General features: G+C 47.8%; 25 protein-coding genes. All 25 read left to right on the top strand.

Features of this window, described 5'->3' with window-relative positions; translation table 11 throughout:
- Positions 1 to 37 precede the first annotated feature (37 nt).
- The 25 genes from AC27KL_RS19475 to AC27KL_RS19355 all read left to right on the top strand — a co-directional run bounded on the left by AC27KL_RS19475 (position 38) and on the right by AC27KL_RS19355 (position 19925).
- Positions 38 to 883 (top strand): hypothetical protein, encoded by an 846-nt coding sequence (locus tag AC27KL_RS19475; protein WP_024982819.1) that lies wholly within the window; start codon positions 38 to 40, stop codon positions 881 to 883.
- Positions 880 to 1374 carry a hypothetical protein gene (locus AC27KL_RS19470; RefSeq protein ID WP_024982818.1) on the top strand — a complete coding sequence of 165 codons (495 nt, stop codon included), beginning with the start codon at positions 880 to 882 and terminating at the stop codon, positions 1372 to 1374. The genes AC27KL_RS19475 and AC27KL_RS19470 overlap by 4 nt, the downstream gene beginning before the upstream one ends.
- Positions 1343 to 2935 (top strand): VirD4-like conjugal transfer protein, CD1115 family, encoded by a 1593-nt coding sequence (locus AC27KL_RS19465; RefSeq protein WP_024982817.1) that lies wholly within the window; start codon positions 1343 to 1345, stop codon positions 2933 to 2935. Before AC27KL_RS19470 ends, AC27KL_RS19465 begins: the two co-directional genes overlap by 32 nt.
- 15 nt (positions 2936 to 2950) lie before the next feature.
- A complete protein-coding gene (locus tag AC27KL_RS19460; protein ID WP_024982816.1) occupies positions 2951 to 3292 on the top strand; it encodes an Mbov_0395 family pilin-like conjugal transfer protein in 342 nt (113 codons plus the stop codon).
- 64 nt (positions 3293 to 3356) lie between these two features.
- Positions 3357 to 3587: a DUF6133 family protein gene (locus AC27KL_RS19455; RefSeq protein WP_024982815.1), complete on the top strand. Its 231-nt coding sequence runs from the start codon at positions 3357 to 3359 to the stop codon at positions 3585 to 3587.
- A gap of 57 nt (positions 3588 to 3644) precedes the next feature.
- Entirely contained in the window at positions 3645 to 4493 is an 849-nt protein-coding gene (locus tag AC27KL_RS19450) for a conjugal transfer protein TrbL family protein (RefSeq protein ID WP_231504261.1), read from the top strand.
- A gap of 15 nt (positions 4494 to 4508) precedes the next feature.
- The gene (locus tag AC27KL_RS19445) at positions 4509 to 4709 is read left to right on the top strand and encodes a mercury transporter (RefSeq protein ID WP_231504263.1); all 201 of its coding nucleotides are present in this window, start codon (positions 4509 to 4511) and stop codon (positions 4707 to 4709) included.
- Positions 4710 to 4783: 74 nt separating this feature from the next.
- The gene (locus tag AC27KL_RS19440; protein WP_487170723.1) at positions 4784 to 5113 is read left to right on the top strand and encodes a hypothetical protein; all 330 of its coding nucleotides are present in this window, start codon (positions 4784 to 4786) and stop codon (positions 5111 to 5113) included.
- Between the two features lie 13 nt (positions 5114 to 5126).
- Positions 5127 to 5552, top strand: coding sequence for a prepilin peptidase (locus AC27KL_RS19435; RefSeq protein WP_487170722.1), 426 nt, complete (start codon positions 5127 to 5129; stop codon positions 5550 to 5552).
- A gap of 12 nt (positions 5553 to 5564) precedes the next feature.
- Entirely contained in the window at positions 5565 to 6320 is a 756-nt protein-coding gene (gene cpaB, locus AC27KL_RS19430) for a Flp pilus assembly protein CpaB (protein WP_487170721.1), read from the top strand.
- Positions 6313 to 7122: a hypothetical protein gene (locus tag AC27KL_RS19425; RefSeq protein WP_487170720.1), complete on the top strand. Its 810-nt coding sequence runs from the start codon at positions 6313 to 6315 to the stop codon at positions 7120 to 7122. Before cpaB ends, AC27KL_RS19425 begins: the two co-directional genes overlap by 8 nt.
- The gene (locus AC27KL_RS19420) at positions 7119 to 8465 is read left to right on the top strand and encodes an ATPase, T2SS/T4P/T4SS family (protein ID WP_487170719.1); all 1347 of its coding nucleotides are present in this window, start codon (positions 7119 to 7121) and stop codon (positions 8463 to 8465) included. The genes AC27KL_RS19425 and AC27KL_RS19420 overlap by 4 nt, the downstream gene beginning before the upstream one ends.
- Complete coding sequence (locus tag AC27KL_RS19415; RefSeq protein ID WP_487170718.1) at positions 8462 to 9394, top strand: hypothetical protein; 933 nt, start codon at positions 8462 to 8464, stop codon at positions 9392 to 9394. The genes AC27KL_RS19420 and AC27KL_RS19415 overlap by 4 nt, the downstream gene beginning before the upstream one ends.
- Before the next feature lie 25 nt (positions 9395 to 9419).
- A complete protein-coding gene (locus AC27KL_RS19410; RefSeq protein ID WP_487170717.1) occupies positions 9420 to 9719 on the top strand; it encodes a hypothetical protein in 300 nt (99 codons plus the stop codon).
- A complete protein-coding gene (locus AC27KL_RS19405; protein WP_487170716.1) occupies positions 9676 to 10467 on the top strand; it encodes a JAB domain-containing protein in 792 nt (263 codons plus the stop codon). The genes AC27KL_RS19410 and AC27KL_RS19405 overlap by 44 nt, the downstream gene beginning before the upstream one ends.
- A 13-nt stretch (positions 10468 to 10480) precedes the next feature.
- Entirely contained in the window at positions 10481 to 11353 is an 873-nt protein-coding gene (locus AC27KL_RS19400; protein WP_487170715.1) for a secretion protein F, read from the top strand.
- A gap of 15 nt (positions 11354 to 11368) precedes the next feature.
- Positions 11369 to 11764 carry a DUF4320 family protein gene (locus AC27KL_RS19395; protein WP_487170714.1) on the top strand — a complete coding sequence of 132 codons (396 nt, stop codon included), beginning with the start codon at positions 11369 to 11371 and terminating at the stop codon, positions 11762 to 11764.
- A complete protein-coding gene (locus tag AC27KL_RS19390) occupies positions 11761 to 12297 on the top strand; it encodes a hypothetical protein (protein ID WP_163859538.1) in 537 nt (178 codons plus the stop codon). Before AC27KL_RS19395 ends, AC27KL_RS19390 begins: the two co-directional genes overlap by 4 nt.
- Before the next feature lie 113 nt (positions 12298 to 12410).
- Complete coding sequence (locus AC27KL_RS19385) at positions 12411 to 13016, top strand: DUF6550 family protein (RefSeq protein WP_487170713.1); 606 nt, start codon at positions 12411 to 12413, stop codon at positions 13014 to 13016.
- Positions 13017 to 13089: 73 nt separating this feature from the next.
- Positions 13090 to 14829: a DUF8193 domain-containing protein gene (locus AC27KL_RS19380; protein WP_487170712.1), complete on the top strand. Its 1740-nt coding sequence runs from the start codon at positions 13090 to 13092 to the stop codon at positions 14827 to 14829.
- 25 nt (positions 14830 to 14854) lie between these two features.
- Entirely contained in the window at positions 14855 to 15547 is a 693-nt protein-coding gene (locus AC27KL_RS19375) for a TraC-like domain-containing protein (protein ID WP_024982799.1), read from the top strand.
- Entirely contained in the window at positions 15537 to 16382 is an 846-nt protein-coding gene (locus AC27KL_RS19370; RefSeq protein ID WP_487170711.1) for a C39 family peptidase, read from the top strand. Before AC27KL_RS19375 ends, AC27KL_RS19370 begins: the two co-directional genes overlap by 11 nt.
- Positions 16383 to 18203, top strand: a complete 1821-nt coding sequence (locus AC27KL_RS19365) for a VirB4 family type IV secretion system protein (protein WP_213618259.1) — start codon at positions 16383 to 16385, stop codon at positions 18201 to 18203.
- 95 nt (positions 18204 to 18298) lie between these two features.
- Positions 18299 to 19309: a hypothetical protein gene (locus AC27KL_RS19360; protein WP_244862489.1), complete on the top strand. Its 1011-nt coding sequence runs from the start codon at positions 18299 to 18301 to the stop codon at positions 19307 to 19309.
- Positions 19310 to 19583: 274 nt separating this feature from the next.
- Positions 19584 to 19925, top strand: coding sequence for an acyl-CoA thioester hydrolase/BAAT C-terminal domain-containing protein (locus AC27KL_RS19355; protein WP_487170810.1), 342 nt, complete (start codon positions 19584 to 19586; stop codon positions 19923 to 19925).
- The last annotated feature ends 36 nt before the right edge of the window (positions 19926 to 19961 follow it).

The following is a 19961-nucleotide window of genomic DNA, read 5'->3' as shown; positions in this document are numbered from 1 at the left end:
ACTTTGCTAAAGCAGTCGTTACAAGGAGGGATTTGCCTTGGCAAGCGTAAGACCGGAAAGCTCCCTCTGGGGGAACATCATAACCTGCACCGAAATCGCCCTTCATGTTTATGAGATCGTGGCCGAGTATAAAAGCGGAATCGTCATTCCCACTGAGCAAGCAGAAGAGTTGCTAAGTCCGAAAGCCATTGCACTTGGCAACGAAAAGGACGGGTATCTGCATTACGAGGATGACCAAAAGAGCATGATTCCGGCCTACGAACTGCTGCAAAAAGACCTGATCACGGACTCCAATTTTAAAGAGAAGTACGGAACGCCGGAACAATTAGAAAAGGAAGGCCCCTTTTTTGTTCCTGAATATTTCGGAACATTGGAAGAACCGCAGACTTCGCCTTGGGGCGACATTGCCAAGACAAACGCGATCCACCATGGGATCGGTTTGATTGAAGGTGAAGGGAACACCGCGTTAGCCGTCCATCAGACCATTGCCGATCTCTTCTTGTCCGACTTAGCGCGGCAGCATGCTGAAACTGAAGGAAACTATCTGTTTTATACCCTTGATGCGAACTGTGCTATCCCCATCTATGAACTGTCGGCATCGCATCCGCAAGTGCTCGAACTGATTATCGACGAGGACAGTCTGGTGCATACGCTATGCGAGGATTTCCCCGATTACGTCGATTTTCATAACCGTCATGTCGACGAGTGGGGATGGATTCAAGACTTTCCTGCCCCCAAAGGGTTATTTTTACAAGCTCAGGTAGACCAGGAAATCGGTCATCCGCTTCGTACCAGCGAACAAGTTGCCGAATCTTCCTTATCGTATGGAAGTGAACCGGAGACCGACGACTTTTTTGAGCCAAACGGAGAGTATGAGTTGTGAAAACCAAGTACAAGGTGATCATCTGTTTGTTCCTCTTCGTTGTTGGAGCGTTCTTCAATCTGTTCTTTACCACCGCCTTGCACGGCATCTTATCCGGAAAATCCCATACGCTTGCTTTCACTCCTTTCGCAGGTTGTATCGCAAGTCTCATTGCCAGCAAACAACATTTGCTGCTTTTTTTATGCTTGCAAGGATTGGTCGGCGTCGTGTCCACAATGTTCTTTTTTACGAATCATCGCCCTTACCAAAGTGAACTGGCCCACATCACGCCGCAAATCGAAACGCCGGTTCCAGTTGGTCAGCATCAGCACGGCTCTTCCAGATGGTTGACGGAACAGGAGAAGCAGTCCGCTTTTGATACGCTCGTACTGGATCTCAAGCATCCGCTGATCCGGGAACTCATCGCGACCGGCTACGATCATCTGGAATTTTACCAACGCGGGGAGGAGGAGCAATCTCATGAAGTATCCGGAGAACATTTCAAAGAATGAAGACGGGGCCGCTGCAAAGGAACAGCCTCTGCCCTTCTCGCAAGGCGGAATCGTGGTAGGCATGAACAAACTGCGCGGGAAAGAACGCATCTATTGCATCCAAGACGATGTGCACACGCTTTGCCTGGGCGCAACCCGCAGTGGAAAATCGAGAACGGTCGTGCTGCAATCCATCTGTACGCTTGGCCTTGCCGGGGAATCGCTGGTCATTTCTGACCCCAAAGCCGAATTGTACCACTATACCCACGAATTTTTGCAAAAGTTGAATTATGACGTGTATGCACTGGATTTCCGTACGCCTGAAAAAAGCCATCATTACAATCTGCTCCAACCGATCATTGATGCCGCCCTTCGCGGTGATCAGGAACAGGCGGAAATGCTGGCTTGGGATATGACCAACGTTCTTGTCGGCAAATCACAGGGAGAAAAAATCTGGACAAACGGGGAAATGTCCGTCATCGCCGCCACGATTTTAAGTGTGGTGTGGGACAATGCCAAACGGCCGGAATACCAGAACTTGACCAACGTCTACTGGTTTTTGGCCGAGATGAACCGTCAAATCGGAAATAAAACGCCAATGCAGGACTATATGAAGCGTCTCCCGCCCACCCATCCTGCCAGAGCCCTGCTCAGTATTTCCGACATCGCGCCTTCGCGCACCAAGGGAAGCTTCTATACTTCAGCTCTGACGACACTGCGTCTTTTCACGTCCAAATCCATCTATGCCATTACTCACAAAAGCGACTTTTCGTTAACCGAATTGGGGGAGAAGAAACAGGCGCTGTTTATCATTTTACCGGACGAAAAGACGACCTTCTACCCTGTCGCTTCCCTCATGGTATCGCAGTTGTATGAGTTACTAACAGCAGAGGCAGATAAACGCGGCGGCAGACTGAAACGGCGCGTGAACTTCATTCTGGACGAATTCGGTAACTTTACACCGATTGCCGATTTCACGAACAAGCTGACGGTAGGCGGCGGGCGCGGCATGCGGTTCAATTTGTTCTTGCAAAGCTTTGAGCAACTCAAGGAAAAGTATGATGCTCACGCCGCCAGTACAATCAAATCAAATTGTCAAACCTGGATTTATTTGCAGGCGGATGACCTGGAGACGCTGCGGGAAGTCAGCGAAAAACTGGGCACGTACACCACTTCCAGTTACCAGCTCTCTGCTTCTAACAGCAAATATTCTACGCCAAGCACATCGCACAGCATGAACCTGATGGAACGCAAGCTTTTGACCGTAGACGAGGTGCGCCGCGTCGCCCGGCCGTATCAAATTGTCATTTCTCGAAGCCACCCCGCGATGATGTTTTCGCCCGATTTAAGCGAATGGGCTTTTAACGCCATGCTGGGGTTGGGCGATAAAGAGCATAATCGTCAGGTTCGGGAAGAACGGGAACGAAAGCGGCCAGTTCGGACCGATACGCGAAAGGAGGTGAAACTGTGGAATATCTGGATTTATTATCAGAAAGACATCGCCAGACAACTGGAAGAGAAAAGACTCCAGGAGGCAACAGGGGGTAACGTTTTTTTCGGACCCAATTCGGACATAGAATAGGAGGTCTGCCTTGAAATGAAGAGATGGATACGCAGAGTCATTCGCTACAGCAGAATGGCTCTTTTTGTGTTGGGCACAAGCTTATGGCTGACCCAACCTGCTAATGCAGCGGATATCCAAAACAGCAAGATTGTAAAGGGAACGGAAAAGCTGATTGGGGATGTCACAACCTGGCTGATGATCCTCGCTCCCGTTGTTTCCGGTCTGCTGATCATTTACTTCTGTATTCGGCGTTCTGCAGCGGATGAAATGGATCAGAAGAAATGGAACAACCGCATCATCGTTGCCGTTGTTTCCTGTATCGGAGCCGTACTTGGTTCCGCCACACTGAACGTCATTATTGGCTACTACAAGTAAACCGAATCTGCCCTGATTGGGGCTTTTTTGATGAAATTCACTACATTTTTGGAGGGTAACACATATGAAAAAGTGGCTGAAAACCGTAAAGAAAAACTCGATGCAACGTATTTTGCTGGCAAAATCGGTCATCACCGACCGCCGCGGCGAAGGGTTTGTAGATACTGCCGTGAAAATTTTGATGGCTGTCGTCATCGGCGCTTTGGTGCTTGCGGGCTTGTATCTGCTCTTCAGCGATACGATCCTGCCTACTCTGACAGAACGGATTCGGAACATGTTCAATTACAGGGGATAACGGATACCCTTTGGCGGGAACGGCTGACAAGTATAGGCCGTTCCTGTAGAAAGGAGGTTGAGGAAACTGGAAGCCATTTTAGTGGTGCTGATCGTAGCCATCCTGAATGGAGCCTTGATATACATCGATACATTGCTGAAAGATATTATTCCGATGACCCTGTACGCTGAACGTTCTATGACCGCTCTCTCGGGCGGGAATATCGCGGATTCCCTGTTCGATATTTTGTTCGGCTTCGGGGTTTCCCTCATCATTTTGAAGTTTTTGAAAAAGGGATTTGAAATTTATGTGATGTGGTCCGATGGCGATCCTGATGAAGAACCGCTATCGCTGCTCACCAATTTTTTCAAAGCGATGGCCGTAGCGATTTGTTTCCCGACAATTTATCTATGGCTGGGCCAGATCGTGGAAGAGTTAACGGACAAGCTGCTTGTTGCCCTCGGGCAATCGACCAATTACGATTGGAATGCCTGGGTAAGCGGGATTAGCTCGTTGGGATTGGTGACAGCCATTTTCGGGCTGATCTTCATCATCTGCTATTTCATTCTTTACTTTCAATTTCTCATGCGCGGGTTGGAAATTCTCATTTTGCGCATTGGGGTGCCCCTCGCTTGCGTTGGACTGTTGGACAACGATAAGGGCGTGTTCAAAGCCTACTCCCAAAAGTTCGCCCAATCGACATTGGCCGTTGTCGTACAAATTACGCTGGCCAAGCTGGGCGTCGGGTTAATGTTGAATATGCACATCTTTTGGGGTCTTGCCTGCATGGTGCTGGCCATTCGCACGCCGCGCTTCTTGTCCGACTTCCTTATTACGACTGGCGGCAATGGGGGAGTCGTCAACAATGTATATCATTCCGTCAGACTGGTCGGTATGGCGCGCAAGATGCTGATGAAAACGGGGTGATGTCCATTGGTTACGGTGGACGAACTGGCCCAAGCGGTCATTCTGCTGATTCGTCTGGGCTGCGTCGCCCGGTTTATCTATTGCATGGTTCGCCTGTCGGGTGCGGATGAGGAGAGCTCGCAGTATAAAAAGAGAACCCGAAACGTGATTCTGTTTTATGTACTGGCTGAAAGCATCTGGCAGATCAAAGATATCGTATTGTTTTACTATCAATAGGCGATGATGTTTGGTCACTCAAGCGCCTGAAATGACAGTCGTTTTTTTCATTCCACAAAATCGGGAGGTTTTTCATGGAAGACAATCCTCAAACCCTTTATATCCCCATGGGCGTAAAATCGGAAACGGAGTTGTTTCCCGGATTCGGTCGAAAGCAACTCTTTCAATCGGTAATCGGTTCGCTAGGAGCTGGCCTTGTCGCTTTGCTGCTCTGGATTTTCGGGAGAAGCGTTTCCTTAACCATGGTCACCTTTCTAATCGGCGTTTCGGCTTCCGTCATGATGACTACGAAAGATCGCATGAATCTGTCGGTACTGGATCAAATGAAACAAATGATCCGTTTCGCCAAAGGTCAGAAAAAATATCCATATATCGCGATGAACGAATGGCCTGACAAGCCCTAAGGAGTTTCAAAAAATGTGGGTAGTAAAAGGTATACTCTTTGCCAGTCTGCTGCTGTGGGCAAGTATTTCCGATATCCGAAAACGGGAAATCCCGGATATGCTTCCGGCATGCATCTTATTTATCGGTTTGATTCAAGTCTCCCTGCTCCCTGCCCTATTAGGTTTGTTTGTTACCGCTCTTCCCTTTTTTGCAGCAGCGATTTTATCCCATGGGAGGATCGGCGGCGGAGATATAAAACTGATGGCTGCTTGCGGCTTTGTTTTAGGCGTTTCCGGGGGATTTCTGCAAACGATCATTGGACTTTCAATGGCTTTGATCGGGTGGTTGTTCCAATCTGCCACTTCCTGTTTCAAAAATAGTCGAAATATAGCGATGCCGCTTGCGCCGTTTTTGGCTGTAGGCGGCATCATCGCGTTTTGGATCATTCATAGAACTTAGGAGGAATGCAAATTGCAATGGGGTAAAAATCGTACCGTGCTGGGGATTGGCTGTATCGTCCTTTCTCTCCTGATTTGTTTTGGGTTAACGCCCCTGTTTCAACAATCCTTGCAGGCACAGACGGAAATCGTCAGAGTCACGCAGGACATCGCAACAGGCGAACAAATCACCAAAGAAAAGTTGGAGATCGTCCAGGTTGGGGCATACAACTTGCCGTCCAATGTGCTGACATCGATGGATGCAGTCATAGGACAGTATGCCGCTGCTGTGTTACAAAAAGGAGACTATATTCTCTCGACGAAACTATCCGCTGTTCCGCTCGCAGAATTTTTGGACCGTTTGAACGGAAGTAAGCAAGCGATATCGATCAGTATCAAAAGTTTTGCAGCGGGTCTATCGGGCAAACTGCAATCCGGGGACATTATTACCCTGATCGCTTCCGATTACGGGGAAATGAGAACGACGACCATGCCGCCGGAACTGCAATATGTCGAAGTGCTTGCCGTAACGACAAGCAGCGGGGTGGACAAAGAAAAGGCATCCACACAAAATAAATCCGACGATGACAAGCAGCAGTTGCCTTCTACGCTCACGCTGCTGGTACAGCCGATACAAGCGCGACTTCTTGCTGACATAGAGGTCAAAGGCCAACTCCACGCTGCTCTCGTATATCGGGGAGATCAAACCACTGCTCAAGCTTTTATCGCCAAACAGGATGCTTTTCTCTCCGAAAAGTCTACACCAGATAAGGAGGCTGTCCATGAATAATCACCAAATCATTGCCGTATGGGGCAGTCCGGGCAGCGGAAAGACGATAACTTCCATAAAACTGGCTCGGGAATTTGCCTCCAGGCAAATCAATGTACTGGTTGTCCTCTGTGATTCGGTATGCCCTTCGATTCCAACCCTTCTGCCAGGTGTCCATGCAAAAGAACAATCATTGGGCCGATTACTCAGTTTGCCGTCGATATCGCAAGAACAGATTTTCCAGCATCTCGTTCCATGCAAAGCTTTTTCCCACCTGGCGTTCATCGGCTATGTTCACTGCGATAACGCCTTTACCTATGCCAGCTATACCAAAGAGAGAGCACTGGATTTTTTCACCTTGAGCCGACACCTTGCAGATGTCGTCATCGTGGATTGCTCCAGTGTGTTGTCTGCCGATCCGTTATCCGTGGCCGCGCTTGAAGTCGCTGATCAGGTTTTGCGAGTGCATGAATGCACGCTGAAAAGCCTGAGTTATTTTGCCTCCCATTTACCACTGCTGAGTGACTCCCGATTTCATACAGATCGTCATCTGCATCTTCTTTCCAACGTGAAAGCAAAACAAGACAGTGTTCAATACAGCAATGTCTTTGGGGGGATTCATCACCTGCTGCCTTTTGTCTCTATCGTGGAACAACAAGCAGTTTCGGCTCGGTTATTGGACGCTTGCGAAGGAAAAGACGCCCGTTCCTACCTGAGTGCCATTCAAAAATTAGCCGGACGTTTTATGGACTATCCTTCGAAAGCAGATAAGCAACCATTCATCCAGCGCTTGATACAAAGGTTCAAAGGAGTGCGGTCATGAAAGGAGCAACGTTATTTTATCCGGCAAGTAGCAATAAAAAGCCATTTTCCGAAGTACTGAAAGAGGTGCAAGAATATCTCTCCGGCAAATACGCTACGCTTATTTCCCGAAATGCCGAGGAACAAAAACAACAGATCATTTCGTATACCACCAAATATGTCATGGATTATCGCTTGAGTGTAGACGGACTTTCTTTCGACGAACTGGTGGAACGGTTATATGCGGAAATGGCGGAGTTTTCTTTTCTTACCCCGTATTTGTTTTCCCATGATGTAGAGGAGATCAATATCAACGGGTACAAAGATGTCAAAATCACCTATACGGATGGGCGCATTCTCCCAGCTTCCGAACGGTTTACCTCACCGGAACATGCCGTCGACGTGGTCAGACGCCTGCTACACAAATCAGGGATGATCCTGGATCATTCACAACCGATCGTCCGTGGACATCTGGCCAACAATATTCGGATTACGGTTTTCGGCGCACCGATCACCGACTCGGACAAAGGCGTAGCCGCATCCATACGGATTATTAACCCGCAAAAATTGGGAAAACAAGATTTCATTCACAATGGAACGGCTACGGCGGAAATGCTGGATTTTGTAAGTCTTTGTTTGCGCTACGGCTTGTCCATTTGTGTTACCGGAGCCACCGGCAGCGGGAAAACGACCTTGATGAGCTGGATGTTATCGACCATTCCTTACGACAAGCGAATTTTCACCATTGAGAATGGCACCCGTGAGTTCGATCTTGTGGTGGAAGATGAAAATGGGCAAGTGCAGAATAACGTCGTTCATACCGTTACCCGGTACAGCGAAGATAGCCGGCAAAATATTGACCAGGAGAAGTTGCTCGAATATGCCCTTACCGCCAACCCTGATGTCATCTGCGTCGGGGAGATGAAATCGGCAGAGGCCTTCGCCGCGCAAGAAGCAGCCCGTACCGGTCATGCCGTGATTACAACGACACACGCCAACTCCTGCATTGCCACCTATTATCGAATGGTTACGCTCTGCAAACAAAAATACGATATGAGCGACCAAACCTTGTATAACCTTGTGACGGAGGCATTCCCGATTGTCATGTTTGCCAAGAAATTGGAGGATAACTCCCGCAAGGTGATGGAAATCACCGAATGTGAAATTCTGCCGGATGGAAGCCGAAATATCCGCACGCTTTTCCACTATGCCGTGGCCTCCAATACGATAGAAAATGGGAAAATTCGGATTACCGGATCCTATGAAAAAGTCCAAAATATATCGCCAAGTTTGCAAAAACGGCTGCTCGAAAACGGGATGCCGCTCCATCTGCTTGAGCAAATGATGGGAGGCGAATCCGCATGATCGTACTGCTCGTCATGGCCTTTATGGGCCTCGTTGCCGGTTCCTTCCTTGTTCTGAAGTTGAATCCCGCAGAATGGGTGTGCGAAGTAGCCGAACACATTCCTTTTCAAAAGAACCCTTCCTTGCGAAAAAAAATCAAAGCCGTACAGAATCCGAAAAAGAGAAAAGGCATTCGGCTCACGATTGATGAAGCCAAAACGATGCTGGAACAAACGGGAAGGAAAGAATCGTTTGCAAAGGTCTGTATTTCTTCCCTTGCCCTCTTTTTGGTTGGTGCGCTATTGGCCCTGGCTTTTGGCAATTTGTTTATGGTGCCGGTTCTCGCAATAGGTTTTGCCCTTCTGCCTTTTTGGATCGTACTGTTCAGCGCAAGCTTTTACAAAAAACGTCTGAATGCCGAATTGGAAACCGCTCTCTCGGTCATCACCACCTCTTACTTGCGCAGTGAAAGTATACTGTCCGCTGTAGAGGAAAACGTCGGTTATTTGAATCCACCTGTTTCGGATGTGTTTTTGTCCTTTCTGGCCCAGTCCAAGCTGATTAACTCGAATCTGCAACAAGCGTTAACAGAGCTAAAAAGCAAAATCAACAATAGCGTCTTTCAGGAATGGTGTGACGCAATCATGGCTTGTCAGGAAGACGTCACGCTCAAAACGACGCTTACCCCGATCATTTCCAAACTTTCCGATATGCGTGTCGTCTCTGCTGAATTGGACTATCTGCTTTACGAACCGTTAAAAGAATTTATTACGATGGCGCTGCTTTTGATCGGGAATATTCCGCTCCTGTATTTTCTTAACAAAGATTGGTTTCACACGTTGGTCGATACAGCGGCGGGCAAATTCGTCTTGGCTCTTTGTGCGCTAACCCTGTTCATCTCCCTGGCCGCGGTCATTCGATTAACACGCCCGATCGAGTATAAAAGATAAAACCTACTCGCAAGGAGGAACTGACATGTCAACATCACACTCTCGCGATATGGAAACGACCTTACAACGAACCGCTACGATTCTGGAAAGACTCCTTTCCCCTCCTTCCTCAGTTACTGCCCAAATTAAAAGGGGATTGAAAAAATACGGAACGCGGGACTTTTTTCAACGATTGGATGAGCTGGACCTGCCCGAAGAAACGCGTTACAAGCTACATGCCGTGCGCCTTGTCCTTTATGGAACCGGAGAATTGACAGAGGAATCCGATCAGGCAAACAGGGATGTTCCGCAGGATTGGAGGTACCCCTATGACACCATCTTATAACTCGCCCCATGCCTCCAACTTTATTGAAGGGATATCCGCACTGACCGGCATTTCGACCCACAAACTGCAAAAATACGCCAGGGATCATAATCTGTTCAATATTCTCGATCACCCTTATGTCATTGAATCCACGCCGCGCCAGCTTGAAAAGCTCCATCTATTAAACGAATTTCTCGTTTCCTACAAATTGCTCCGATTCGAAGAAAGTCAGGGGAAGAGCCCGTTCCGTTCTCCCGACGATGCCGGAAAGTTTTTTGCCGCGCAATTGGGGCATGTCAAAGACAAAGAGAAACTGATGGTTGCGTTTTTGGACAATGGGAACCATTTGATCGAGTCACGTGTGATGTCGGAAGGCAGCGTCGGGTTCGCCCAAGTTTATCCCCGCGAGATTTTAAAAGCGGCATTGAATTGCGACTGCGCTGCCATCATTTTGGCACATAATCACCCCGGCGGTTCCCTTCGCCCCAGTATGGAAGACCAAATCCTGACTGAGCGCCTTGTTTCGATTTTCTCTCCATTGCATATTTCCGTGTTGGACCATTTGATTATTGCGAACGGAACCTATGCTTCCATGGCCGCGATGGGGCAATTGCCGCAGCCTTCCGACGATAAAGTAAATTACGAGAGCATCATACTTCGTTCCGAGACCACAACCGTGAACGAAGCCTTATATGAGAACCATTCGGCTGCTTGGGATGACTTTAGTTCTCACGACACCACATGGGAAGACGATGAATTTGAACGATGAAGGAGGTGAGCCTGTGATCGGCATCCTTGTGAGCTTCGGTCTGCTATTTGCAACCGGAGCTTATTTTTTGGCCTCAGAATGGTTAAAGTTGCCTACATGGGCGGATACGCGTGTTATCATGCAAGCAACCAAGCCGTTCAAGCGAAAAAGCCAGCTTCTTGAAGCGATTGTTTCCGAACTTTCAACCCGCCTGGCTCCCCTCATTCCGCTAAGCGATTATAAACGAAGAAAGACCGAAGCCATATTGAAATCGGCAGGGGTCCGCATGACGCCTGCCGCGTTTTATGCCAAGGCCATCGTCAAATCCGGCTTGATCGCCCTGTCGATCTTTCCCTGCTTGCTCATTTTCCCCTTGCTTTCTCCCTTGCTTCTGTTTTTAGCAATTGGTGTCTACTTCAAGGATATCCAATCCGCGGACCGGGTCATTCGCAAAAAGCGGGAGCAGATCGAGTATGAACTGCCCCGCTTTGCCGCTACCATTGCACAAGAGTTGAAGGCGACCCGAGACGTTTTGCTGATCATGGAAACGTATCGAAAAAACGCCGGAGAAAGTTTGGCAAGCGAACTGGAAATCACGATAGCCGATATGAAAAGCGGCAATCACGAGACGGCATTGACCCGACTGGAGACTCGTATGGGCAGCACGATGCTGTCCGATATTGTCCGCGGCCTACTGGCTGTACAACGGGGCGACCAAGGTGTCGTCTATTTTGAAATGCTGGCTCATGATTTTAAGCTGCTGGAAATTCAGCGATTGAAACTGATCGCGATGAAGCGTCCCGGCAAAATCCGCAAATATTCCTTTTATATGCTTGGGTGCTTTTTGCTCATGTATCTGGTGATCATCGGTATGGAAATTATGAAAGCCCTCGGCAAACTGTTTTGAAGGGAGGAGTTGCGCATGCAGCATTGTTTACGGTGCAAACGCGGCGAGGGTTATATCGATGTTGTCGTACTTGTTCTGGTTGTCATGCTCGGTATCGCGTTAGCGGTGAAAGTGTTTCCTGTGTTTATCGCCAAAAACCAGCTTGACCGTTTTGCCGATGAATTGGTCAGAGAAGCCGAAATCGCCGGCAGGGTCGGTCAGGAAACAAGCACCCGCGCGATACAGTTAAAGAACCAGACTGGGCTTGATCCGACCATCTCCTGGTCCAAAACGGGAAATGTGCAAATCAACGAAGAAGTTACTGTCACCTTGCAAGTAAAGGTGAACATTGGGTTGTTCGGCAGTTTTGGTTCTTTCCCCATCGACCTTACAGCTAAGGCATCAGGAAGATCGGAGGTCTATTGGAAATGAAGTTCATCCGCAATACATCCGGGAACGGATACCCGCTTGTCATAGCTGCGGTGCTGGCGATCCTGATCATTTCCTGCGCCATATTTGAGTATATGCGACTTGTCATTATCGCTTCCGGCGTACGGGATGCAGTGCAAAGCTCCATCATCGCGGTCGCGACAGAAAACTATGCGCAAGTGTATAACGGGCTAAGGGAAGGCTATTCCGGCGGCTATACCTTAACCGCCGCGGATACGTGGAGTGAACAATTCAGTACCGGCGATGTGTATGCTCGCCTGGATCAAACGCTTGGGCTTACCGTGCAAGGCAACAAACATATCAAGTATGCCGATACCGAGGAAGAATTTGCAGTGTCAGGTCTTAGCATTTCTGTTCAAAACGCTCCCTTTGCTCCCGCTTCCCCCAGTACCGTTTCAAAATTCGAAGCAGAAGGAACGATTACGCTTGAAGTGCCCTTCTCCTTCGGCTGGCATGCCCTTCCCCCAATGAAATCCACCTTGACCGTGAAGGCGGGCTATACGCCAAAGTTCTAAAATCATGTGTCAACCACTGTTTTGTTGAGATTTACAAATATATACAGTACAATAAATTTAGGAGAATGACTGGTTTATTGTACTGTACTCTGAGAAAAAGGAGATGAGTAGCGATGTTTACTCCGAAATCCAAATCGAAATGGCTGATTCTAATCTCGGGAGTATCCGTTATCTGCCTTCTATGGGCAGTTTTTATAATCGGTTCACCAAATAAAGGAGAGCAGGAGCCGGTAGCCAATGTCCCGGAGAATTCAACGCCAGCTTCCGTTGCAATTAACACGGAAGAGAAACAATCCAATAACATTGCGGATATAAAAGATCCTCAACCGGAATCTTCTACGGCTCCGTCACCCTCTTCCGTTATCGTACCTGAAATAAAAGATCAACCAACCGTAACCGATTCACCGGTACTGCAACCTGAAACGAAAAAAGAAGATGTGAAAGTTTCTATTGCAACTCCAAAGGAAGCACCTAAACCAACGGAGCCTCCAAAACCCAAACCAAAAACTACTACACAGGATAAATCCACTCCTCCTGTTTATGACGAGAAGGAGACGCAGCCAGCAAAAAAAGATAGCGAACCTAAATCCGGCGATAAAAATAGCAAAGGCCAGGTATGGTTTCCCGGTTTTGGATGGGTAGATCAGGAAGGACCAAATCAGGAAACTGCGGCAAACGATATGTACGAGAATGGCAATAAAATTGGCAGTATGGATTAAAATGAAATCTATTAAACCTTGTTAAAGAGTGCGGCTAATATAGCGTGCTCTTTTTTTATGGGAGGTGTTCGGCTTGCGAAGGCTATTCAGCATTTTTGGCTTCTTCATTATCGCTTGCATGCTCTCTACTACTACATCCGCATTCGCTACGGGTGACGGCAATATCGATAATGGCGGAGGAGACATGGGGCAAGGTAACTCGCAAAACAAGTGGAGCCCTGGTGATGATGGGGTTCGAATAACCGTCATTCGGGCAAGCGATGAAATGCCAGTTTCTACCCCAATGGACTATACCAATAAAACGATACCTGAAAATCTTCTTCACTTTGGTAAAGTCAGTAAAATTCACTATCGCAATGGAGCAAATTTAACACCGAAAAATGGTGGCTACATCTATATAAAAGCCAGGCAACCCATTCCCAAAATCATTAGTTCCGGCAGTTCCCCTTCCAATATTGAAGTCATCAAGAGTTATTTCACAGACGAGCAAGTGATACGAAGTATCGCTTCATCGTCTGGAATCGACTTTGATACCCTCACCAACGGAAACTACCGTCTATTACTCGAACCTATTGCCTACTTCACCTTCCAAGGCTCCAAAGTGGGTATGACCGCCCACGAAGCAGCGCTATATGACCAAGTCCTGAGCGGCGGATTACGTTCGAAAATGGTCAGTCTTACTCATCAAAATTTGCCGCTAGCTATGTTTCTGGAAAAGCCGGATCTGAGTTTCCCTGCATGGTCTGGCTCCAGCAGTGACCGTGTAACCAATGCCCAGATTATTTCCTCGCTGGGTCTTGGCATTGTACGGTTCAAAGAATTGCCGCCACCTCCTCCCCCTCCGGTTGAAAGTGATGCGGAATATGAGTATCGGACCGATACCGAAGTGATTACCTCGGTATTCCTATCAACTGGAGAGCAGATTACTCCTGAAGATCCGGCACAAGTCACCTACTCCGTTATGGGCAGCTCCTACACCGTAACAGACATCGTCATTCCGGAAGGCGATAGCCAGGTTGTCTGGTTTAAATGGCGAACTCCTCGTACACCACAAATGGTCACGATACATGTAAGCACGAGCCAAGGAAGGTTAAGTCAACAAACCATTCAGGCCAATATTGTTGATCTTGACCAAAATCCACCGCCAAATCCTACCGCCACAGATCGTAACGATTCCTTCAAACTCCCCACTCTTCCTTCCCATCCTCAGAAAACAACGGCTTCATGGGGAGTCTGGTCAGCAAGTTGGCATGCCAACTGGGTTTGGATTTCGAATTGGGTATGGCACGGAACCGGAGATGGCGGCGGTTACTGGGTGGACCATGGCCATTGGGAAGATCAAGGCTGGTGGGATTATCATTGGACAAGCTACATCGCTTCCTTATCGGCCACCCATACCGTCAAGCCGGACGATAAAGTGCCCACCGCTTCAGGTAAAACGATGAAATCCGGGTACGGTATTCAAATGAGCGTCAAAACTTCCCTTGCCTCCAATGCTCCCGCCTCACATATCACCGGAGCGCAGCATGCTGTAGCTTATTTCCCTGAATTCCAATATTCCACCTACTGGCGATTGTACGACCGAATCACTGGCGGATATCAGGCGGCCTTTGAACTAAAGCCCAATAAATACTCGACCTATAACCGGAGGGTCCATTTTACGCCGATCTGGTTTCCTGATGGAATCTATGAGCCCTATACGGAAATTACCGATGCCTGGACGCCTGACGGAATGTTGCAAGTCAATGTGTCAGATCAAATTCAAATCAAGGAAAATCTGTTCTCGGATTGGCATATCGCTCCCAAAAAATAATTAGGTACGGAAAGGCGGTACAACCATGCTGCTACCGATTATCATGCTGCTCCTCTGCCTTGTTGGCGGAGGTGCAGTCTTTTTTTATCTCAACATGAGCAACCGAAAAAAGAAAGCTACATCTGATACAAAACAACAAACAGCCCACGAATTTATCAACGTGAAGGATATTCGCGGACACTATTTGTATACCTTGGATGGTTTGGTGCTGTGCTTTTTGAAAGTTTTCCCCGTTAGCATTGACCTGCTCAGCAAGAGCGAAAAACAGCATTTCATCAATATGCTAACCGCCGAGCTTTCCACCGTTCAGTATCCGTTCAAGTTTATTGCGGTTAGCCGTCCAGTTGATATCTCTCCCGTCATCTCACAATTGACCTCATTATTGAATACCGACGACCCCAAACAAAAAGAACTGCTCAAACACGAAATATTGGAGATGAACACATTCGCGCTCTCTGGAGAAGTGGTTGAACGTCAATTCTATCTATCTGTCTGGAATCGCCTTGAACCGGATGGTGAACGAGAATCGCTCCAACGTATTAAAAGTCTGGCTCAACATTTTGAAGACTGTCAAGTACAAACCCAAATCCTGAAACAGCAGGATATTGTGCGGCTGTGCAATCTGGTTCACAATCCGGGGTATACCCATCTGGAAACGACAGATCAAGATGCGGTCATTCCCTTTTTAACGGAAGGGGGCCTATTACATGGCCGTTGATCCGGGTACCGCCAAAATCATTGCACAAGTTGCTGCAAAAATAGCTACCGATGAACAAGCCCGTAAACGAATCCTCCTGCTTGTGCTTGCGCCTGTCATCACTTTCCTCCTCCTCATCGCCATGATTCTGCAAATTCTAACCGCCCCCTTTCAATTTCTCGGTAGCCTGTTTAAACCGAATGAATTGCCTTATGTCACGGAAATGAGAGCAGACTACGGTTTCACCCAGCTGCTGCAAGAAGCAGATGATGGGTACCGGGAAAGTCTTGGTCAGCAATACGAGGGTGTCATCCTGAAATCGGGTGAAACCGAAGTCGTGTACTACAACCAAATGGATTCCCGATGGGCTAATAAATTGTACGGCACTAGCGATACGATTGGCGTAGCCGGTTGCGGCCCAACCTCATTGGCCATGGTGGTATCCACCCTTTCCGGCCAAACGGTCGACCCGGTCACCATGGCAAACTGGGCGTATCAGCACGGTTACTATGCAGAAGGCAACGGCAGTTACCACAGCCTGATCCCGGAAGGCGGCAAGCATTTTGGTCTGCAAGTGGAAGGCTGCAACGCCAAGGAAGCACAAAAAATTGTGGATGCCTTGGCAAGCGGCAAATTGGTGATTGCCATTATGGGCAAAGGGCACTTCACTTCATCCGGGCATTTTATCGTACTGCGCGGCGTCACGGAAGAAGGGAAAATCTTGGTTGCCGATCCTGCCAGCAAAAAACGCAGCGAACAAGAATGGGACCTCGACATTTTCTTAAAAGAAGCTCGACAGCATGCCGCCGCGGGCGGTCCCTTCTGGATATTTTCCAAACAAGGAGTGAACCCATAGATGGCAAAACGAAAAGAGCATTGCGAAATATCAGTGAATCCCTCGTTGCTTAATGTCATTACTCCACTCGGATTGGGGTTTGAACGCAATCGGTTTGTTCTCGGAGAAAACAGTGCAAAAGTATATGGAGTGATTCAGTATCCGCAAAAAGTCGATGTCGGTTGGCTCTCGAAAATGACCCACATTCCCAGCACCATCGTCACTATTGGTTATCAACCTACCGACAACAGCGCTCTGATCTCGGCCATTTCCAAATCGATCATTCAGAATCGAGGCACAGCGGAAAGCGCCAAGGATCCGCTCACTCGTCAACGGGCAGAAAAAGCGGCAAATGACGGTGAACGAATTATGCTTCAGATCGATCAGCACGGAGAAACCGTAGGCTTGATGAATATCACCGTCATGCCGCTGGCCGACGACGAGAAAGGGTTTAGCCGTGTTTGCCGCAGAATGGAAAATACGCTGAGTATGTTAAAGTGTAAAGTTCGTACGTTGGCCAATTTGCAAAAAGAAGGATTTCAGCATCTCTCCCCCACGTTTCCGGGAAACGAACAGGTTGAAAATATCCTCAATCGGATCATACCGATGAGTACGTTTGTAGGGGGCTTTCCCTTTGCCAGCAGCGGTTTTAGCGACGAGAATGGCTACTATTTTGCCAAAGACAGCCACGGCGGACTTGTTATTGTCGATACCTGGCATCGCGGCAATGACCGTACCAACTCCAATTTCGTCATTATGGGTGTGGCAGGCGTAGGAAAATCGACAGCCGTGAAACATATCGCACTCAGCGAATATTTTATGGGAACCAAGCTAATCTTCATCGACCCGGAGTCTGAGTACAAAGAACTATGTCAAAGTTTAAACGGGGATTGGATCAATGCTGGCGGCGGTTCGAACGGGATGATCAACCCTTTGCAAATTCGTCCCGCTCCCCGTGATGAAGAGGGGGAAAAAAAACCGCTTTATAAGGATGAAGGCAATGGAATGTCAGATATGGCCCTACACCTGAAAAATCTTGAAATCTTCTTTAATCTTTACATTCCTGACCTGACCATTATGCAAAAAGCGGTACTCAAGCAATGCCTGATTGAGTTATACAACCAGTTTCACATTACCTGGACCACAGATATTACAACACTAAAAAATACCGACTTCCCCACCTTCTCCGATCTGTTCCAATTAATCCGCCATAAGGAATCGACACTCGAAGACGAAGTCTATAAAGAACTACCCCTGCTGCTCTATGATATTGCAAACGGCGGGGATTCTTTTTTATGGAACGGACATAGCACGATTGAAACCCATTCCCGCTGTATCTGCTTGGATACTCATACACTGCAAAATACATCCGACAATATTAAGCGAACCCAGTATTTCAACCTGCTTTCCTGGTGTTGGGAGCAAATGTCCAAAGATCGGACGGAACGGGTGCTGCTCATCTGCGACGAAAGTTACTTGATGATTGACCCGAATGTGCCTCAAAGCCTGGTTTTCCTGCGAAATGTGGAAAAACGCGCTCGGAAATATGAATCCGGGTTAGCGATTATTTCACACAGCGTCGTGGACTTTCTCGCCCCGGAAGTAAAGATGTACGGGCAGGCGCTTCTGGATATTCCCTGCATGAAGATTATCATGGGAACGGACGGAAAGAACTTGCAGGAAACGCGAGAGCTTTACAATCTTACGGATGCCGAAGAAGAACTACTGGCCAGCAAGAAACGAGGACATGCCCTATTTATGATCGGTTCCAAGCGGCTGCACATTCATTTTGATATCCCTGAGTACAAGTTTGCTTACATGGGAAAGGCAGGCGGACGATAACGATGGAACGAAAGAAGAAACTCATTGAATTGTTCCTCTACATCGCATTTGTTCTTGTAGGCACGGTATTGCTCTTGCTTAGGGGAGTGTAAGCGATGATTTTATATTTGACCAGCAAGGACAGAGTGAATCTGCTGGATTTTGCTGAACAGGAAACCAATCTCATTGCCAAAAAGCTCACTGGCCGTTTTTCTCTTTTGCAGTTTGTCGTAAAAGACATGCGTAACTTTAGCCACTTCAAGTACTTTGTGATAGATCGAAATGCCGTGGTCGAGGACGATGTAGAATTTGTAAAAGCCATTGCGTCCTTTCTCACCATGTACGAAGCCAGAGTAATTGTAATAGCCGAGGGTTTGCAAGCCGAAAGCTCGTTTGCGAAAGAATTGATCCAATCCGGTGTATCTGATCTTGTGACCGCACAAGACATAGAAGAAATTCAAGCTGAAATTTTGGAATGCCTTTCCGCTAATGGCATGCAAAGATATAAGATCTCCCCCGCTCCTACTCAAACCAATAATGAATTACCTCTGCCCGAACAAGAGCAGTATCGTTTTGACTGTACCAATATTACAATCGCTATTGCAGGAAGTGATCGCCGGACTGGAGTAACAACAACGGCGTTCAATCTGGTCTGCTGGATTAACAGCCATGGTGGAACGGCTTGCTATGTAGAGGCTAATACCAGCAAGCATCTGGCCCATATCGTCCAGCTATTTCAGCCCGAGCAGGACCAGAACGCCTATATACTTGAACAAATGGATTTCTATTTCACAAAGGAGTTAAACAAAGATTATAACTTTATTGTTATAGATTGTGGCGTACTTGGGGAAAGGCAGCTTCAGGAGGAGTTTGTCCATGCAAATATCCGAGTACTCTGCGGTTCCGCTATGCCTTATGAGTTGCCGGTTTTCTATAAGGCAATCAGGCGGTGCAAAGAGTACGCTGTACAGGCATTGGGGCTTTTTGTCCCTGGGGATTTGCAGCCTCATGTGCAACGTTTAATCAGCAATAACATCCGGTTCGGTGAAAGCTCCCATGATTTGTTTGATACTAATGTCAATGCAACAGTGTACAAACGATTGCTCTCTGAGTATATCCTCATATGATTCATACTTGAGGAAAATTGGCCTTGCAATTAGGAGCAACCTATCCGGAAATATCGGCCGTCATTACCGCCTCCCCGAGCGCATACCGTTACGCGGGCACCCGCAATAATATGCCTCTCCCACAACCTGCATGGACGCTGAACAATGAGGCTTTACCTTATTTGAAACCAAAATTTGACGTAAGCGGTACATTTCGATTCTTCTGGAACTGGATCACACGGCGCCCAAGCGGCAATAAGGCCGGCTTTATCAAGACGTTGAAAGACTCAGCCAAATCCGAGCTGCCCGTATTCCTGGTGAGCGAATGCAAGGACCGATCATGCTCGTCTCGGGTGGCGACGACCAGCTATGGCCTTCATCAAAGTTTGCTGAGATCGTGATGGAATGGTTAAACTGTCATCACCATCCCTATAAAAACATCCATCTTCATTATAAGGATGCAGGTCACTTCCTCTGTTTTCCGTACACCTTGCCCTATATGCCGCCCAATGTAATGCTGTCTCCCGGCGGAGGTATGACGGTTACATTTGGCGGCAGCGACAAGGCCAATACCCGCACCGCTCTCGACGCCTGGCCCAAGATGCTTGACTTTTTGAAACAAAACTTGGATGGATAAAGCTCGATAATATCGTTTAAAGGAAATTCCAGTTGA

This window comes from Paenibacillus sp. YAE3 (assembly GCF_057546105.1).
Note: the sequence above shows the minus strand (reverse complement) of the source record. Positions and strands in the feature narration are given on the sequence as shown.

Bases quoted from the DNA above. Each gene is read 5' to 3' on its own strand.
- AC27KL_RS19370 (WP_487170711.1), top strand. From the start codon at position 15,537: ATGGCCGTTGATCCGGGTACCGCCAAAATCATTGCACAAGTTGCTGCA.
- AC27KL_RS19415 (WP_487170718.1), top strand. From the start codon at position 8,462: ATGATCGTACTGCTCGTCATGGCCTTTATGGGCCTCGTTGCCGGTTCC.
- AC27KL_RS19435 (WP_487170722.1), top strand. From the start codon at position 5,127: ATGTGGGTAGTAAAAGGTATACTCTTTGCCAGTCTGCTGCTGTGGGCA.
- AC27KL_RS19410 (WP_487170717.1), top strand. From the start codon at position 9,420: ATGTCAACATCACACTCTCGCGATATGGAAACGACCTTACAACGAACC.
- AC27KL_RS19405 (WP_487170716.1), top strand. From the start codon at position 9,676: ATGTTCCGCAGGATTGGAGGTACCCCTATGACACCATCTTATAACTCG.
- AC27KL_RS19460 (WP_024982816.1), top strand. From the start codon at position 2,951: ATGAAGAGATGGATACGCAGAGTCATTCGCTACAGCAGAATGGCTCTT.
- AC27KL_RS19365 (WP_213618259.1), top strand. From the start codon at position 16,383: ATGGCAAAACGAAAAGAGCATTGCGAAATATCAGTGAATCCCTCGTTG.
- AC27KL_RS19375 (WP_024982799.1), top strand. From the start codon at position 14,855: ATGCTGCTACCGATTATCATGCTGCTCCTCTGCCTTGTTGGCGGAGGT.
- AC27KL_RS19360 (WP_244862489.1), top strand. From the start codon at position 18,299: ATGATTTTATATTTGACCAGCAAGGACAGAGTGAATCTGCTGGATTTT.
- AC27KL_RS19420 (WP_487170719.1), top strand. From the start codon at position 7,119: ATGAAAGGAGCAACGTTATTTTATCCGGCAAGTAGCAATAAAAAGCCA.
- AC27KL_RS19440 (WP_487170723.1), top strand. From the start codon at position 4,784: ATGGAAGACAATCCTCAAACCCTTTATATCCCCATGGGCGTAAAATCG.
- AC27KL_RS19425 (WP_487170720.1), top strand. From the start codon at position 6,313: ATGAATAATCACCAAATCATTGCCGTATGGGGCAGTCCGGGCAGCGGA.
- AC27KL_RS19465 (WP_024982817.1), top strand. From the start codon at position 1,343: ATGAAGTATCCGGAGAACATTTCAAAGAATGAAGACGGGGCCGCTGCA.
- AC27KL_RS19390 (WP_163859538.1), top strand. From the start codon at position 11,761: ATGAAGTTCATCCGCAATACATCCGGGAACGGATACCCGCTTGTCATA.
- AC27KL_RS19395 (WP_487170714.1), top strand. From the start codon at position 11,369: ATGCAGCATTGTTTACGGTGCAAACGCGGCGAGGGTTATATCGATGTT.
- AC27KL_RS19455 (WP_024982815.1), top strand. From the start codon at position 3,357: ATGAAAAAGTGGCTGAAAACCGTAAAGAAAAACTCGATGCAACGTATT.
- AC27KL_RS19385 (WP_487170713.1), top strand. From the start codon at position 12,411: ATGTTTACTCCGAAATCCAAATCGAAATGGCTGATTCTAATCTCGGGA.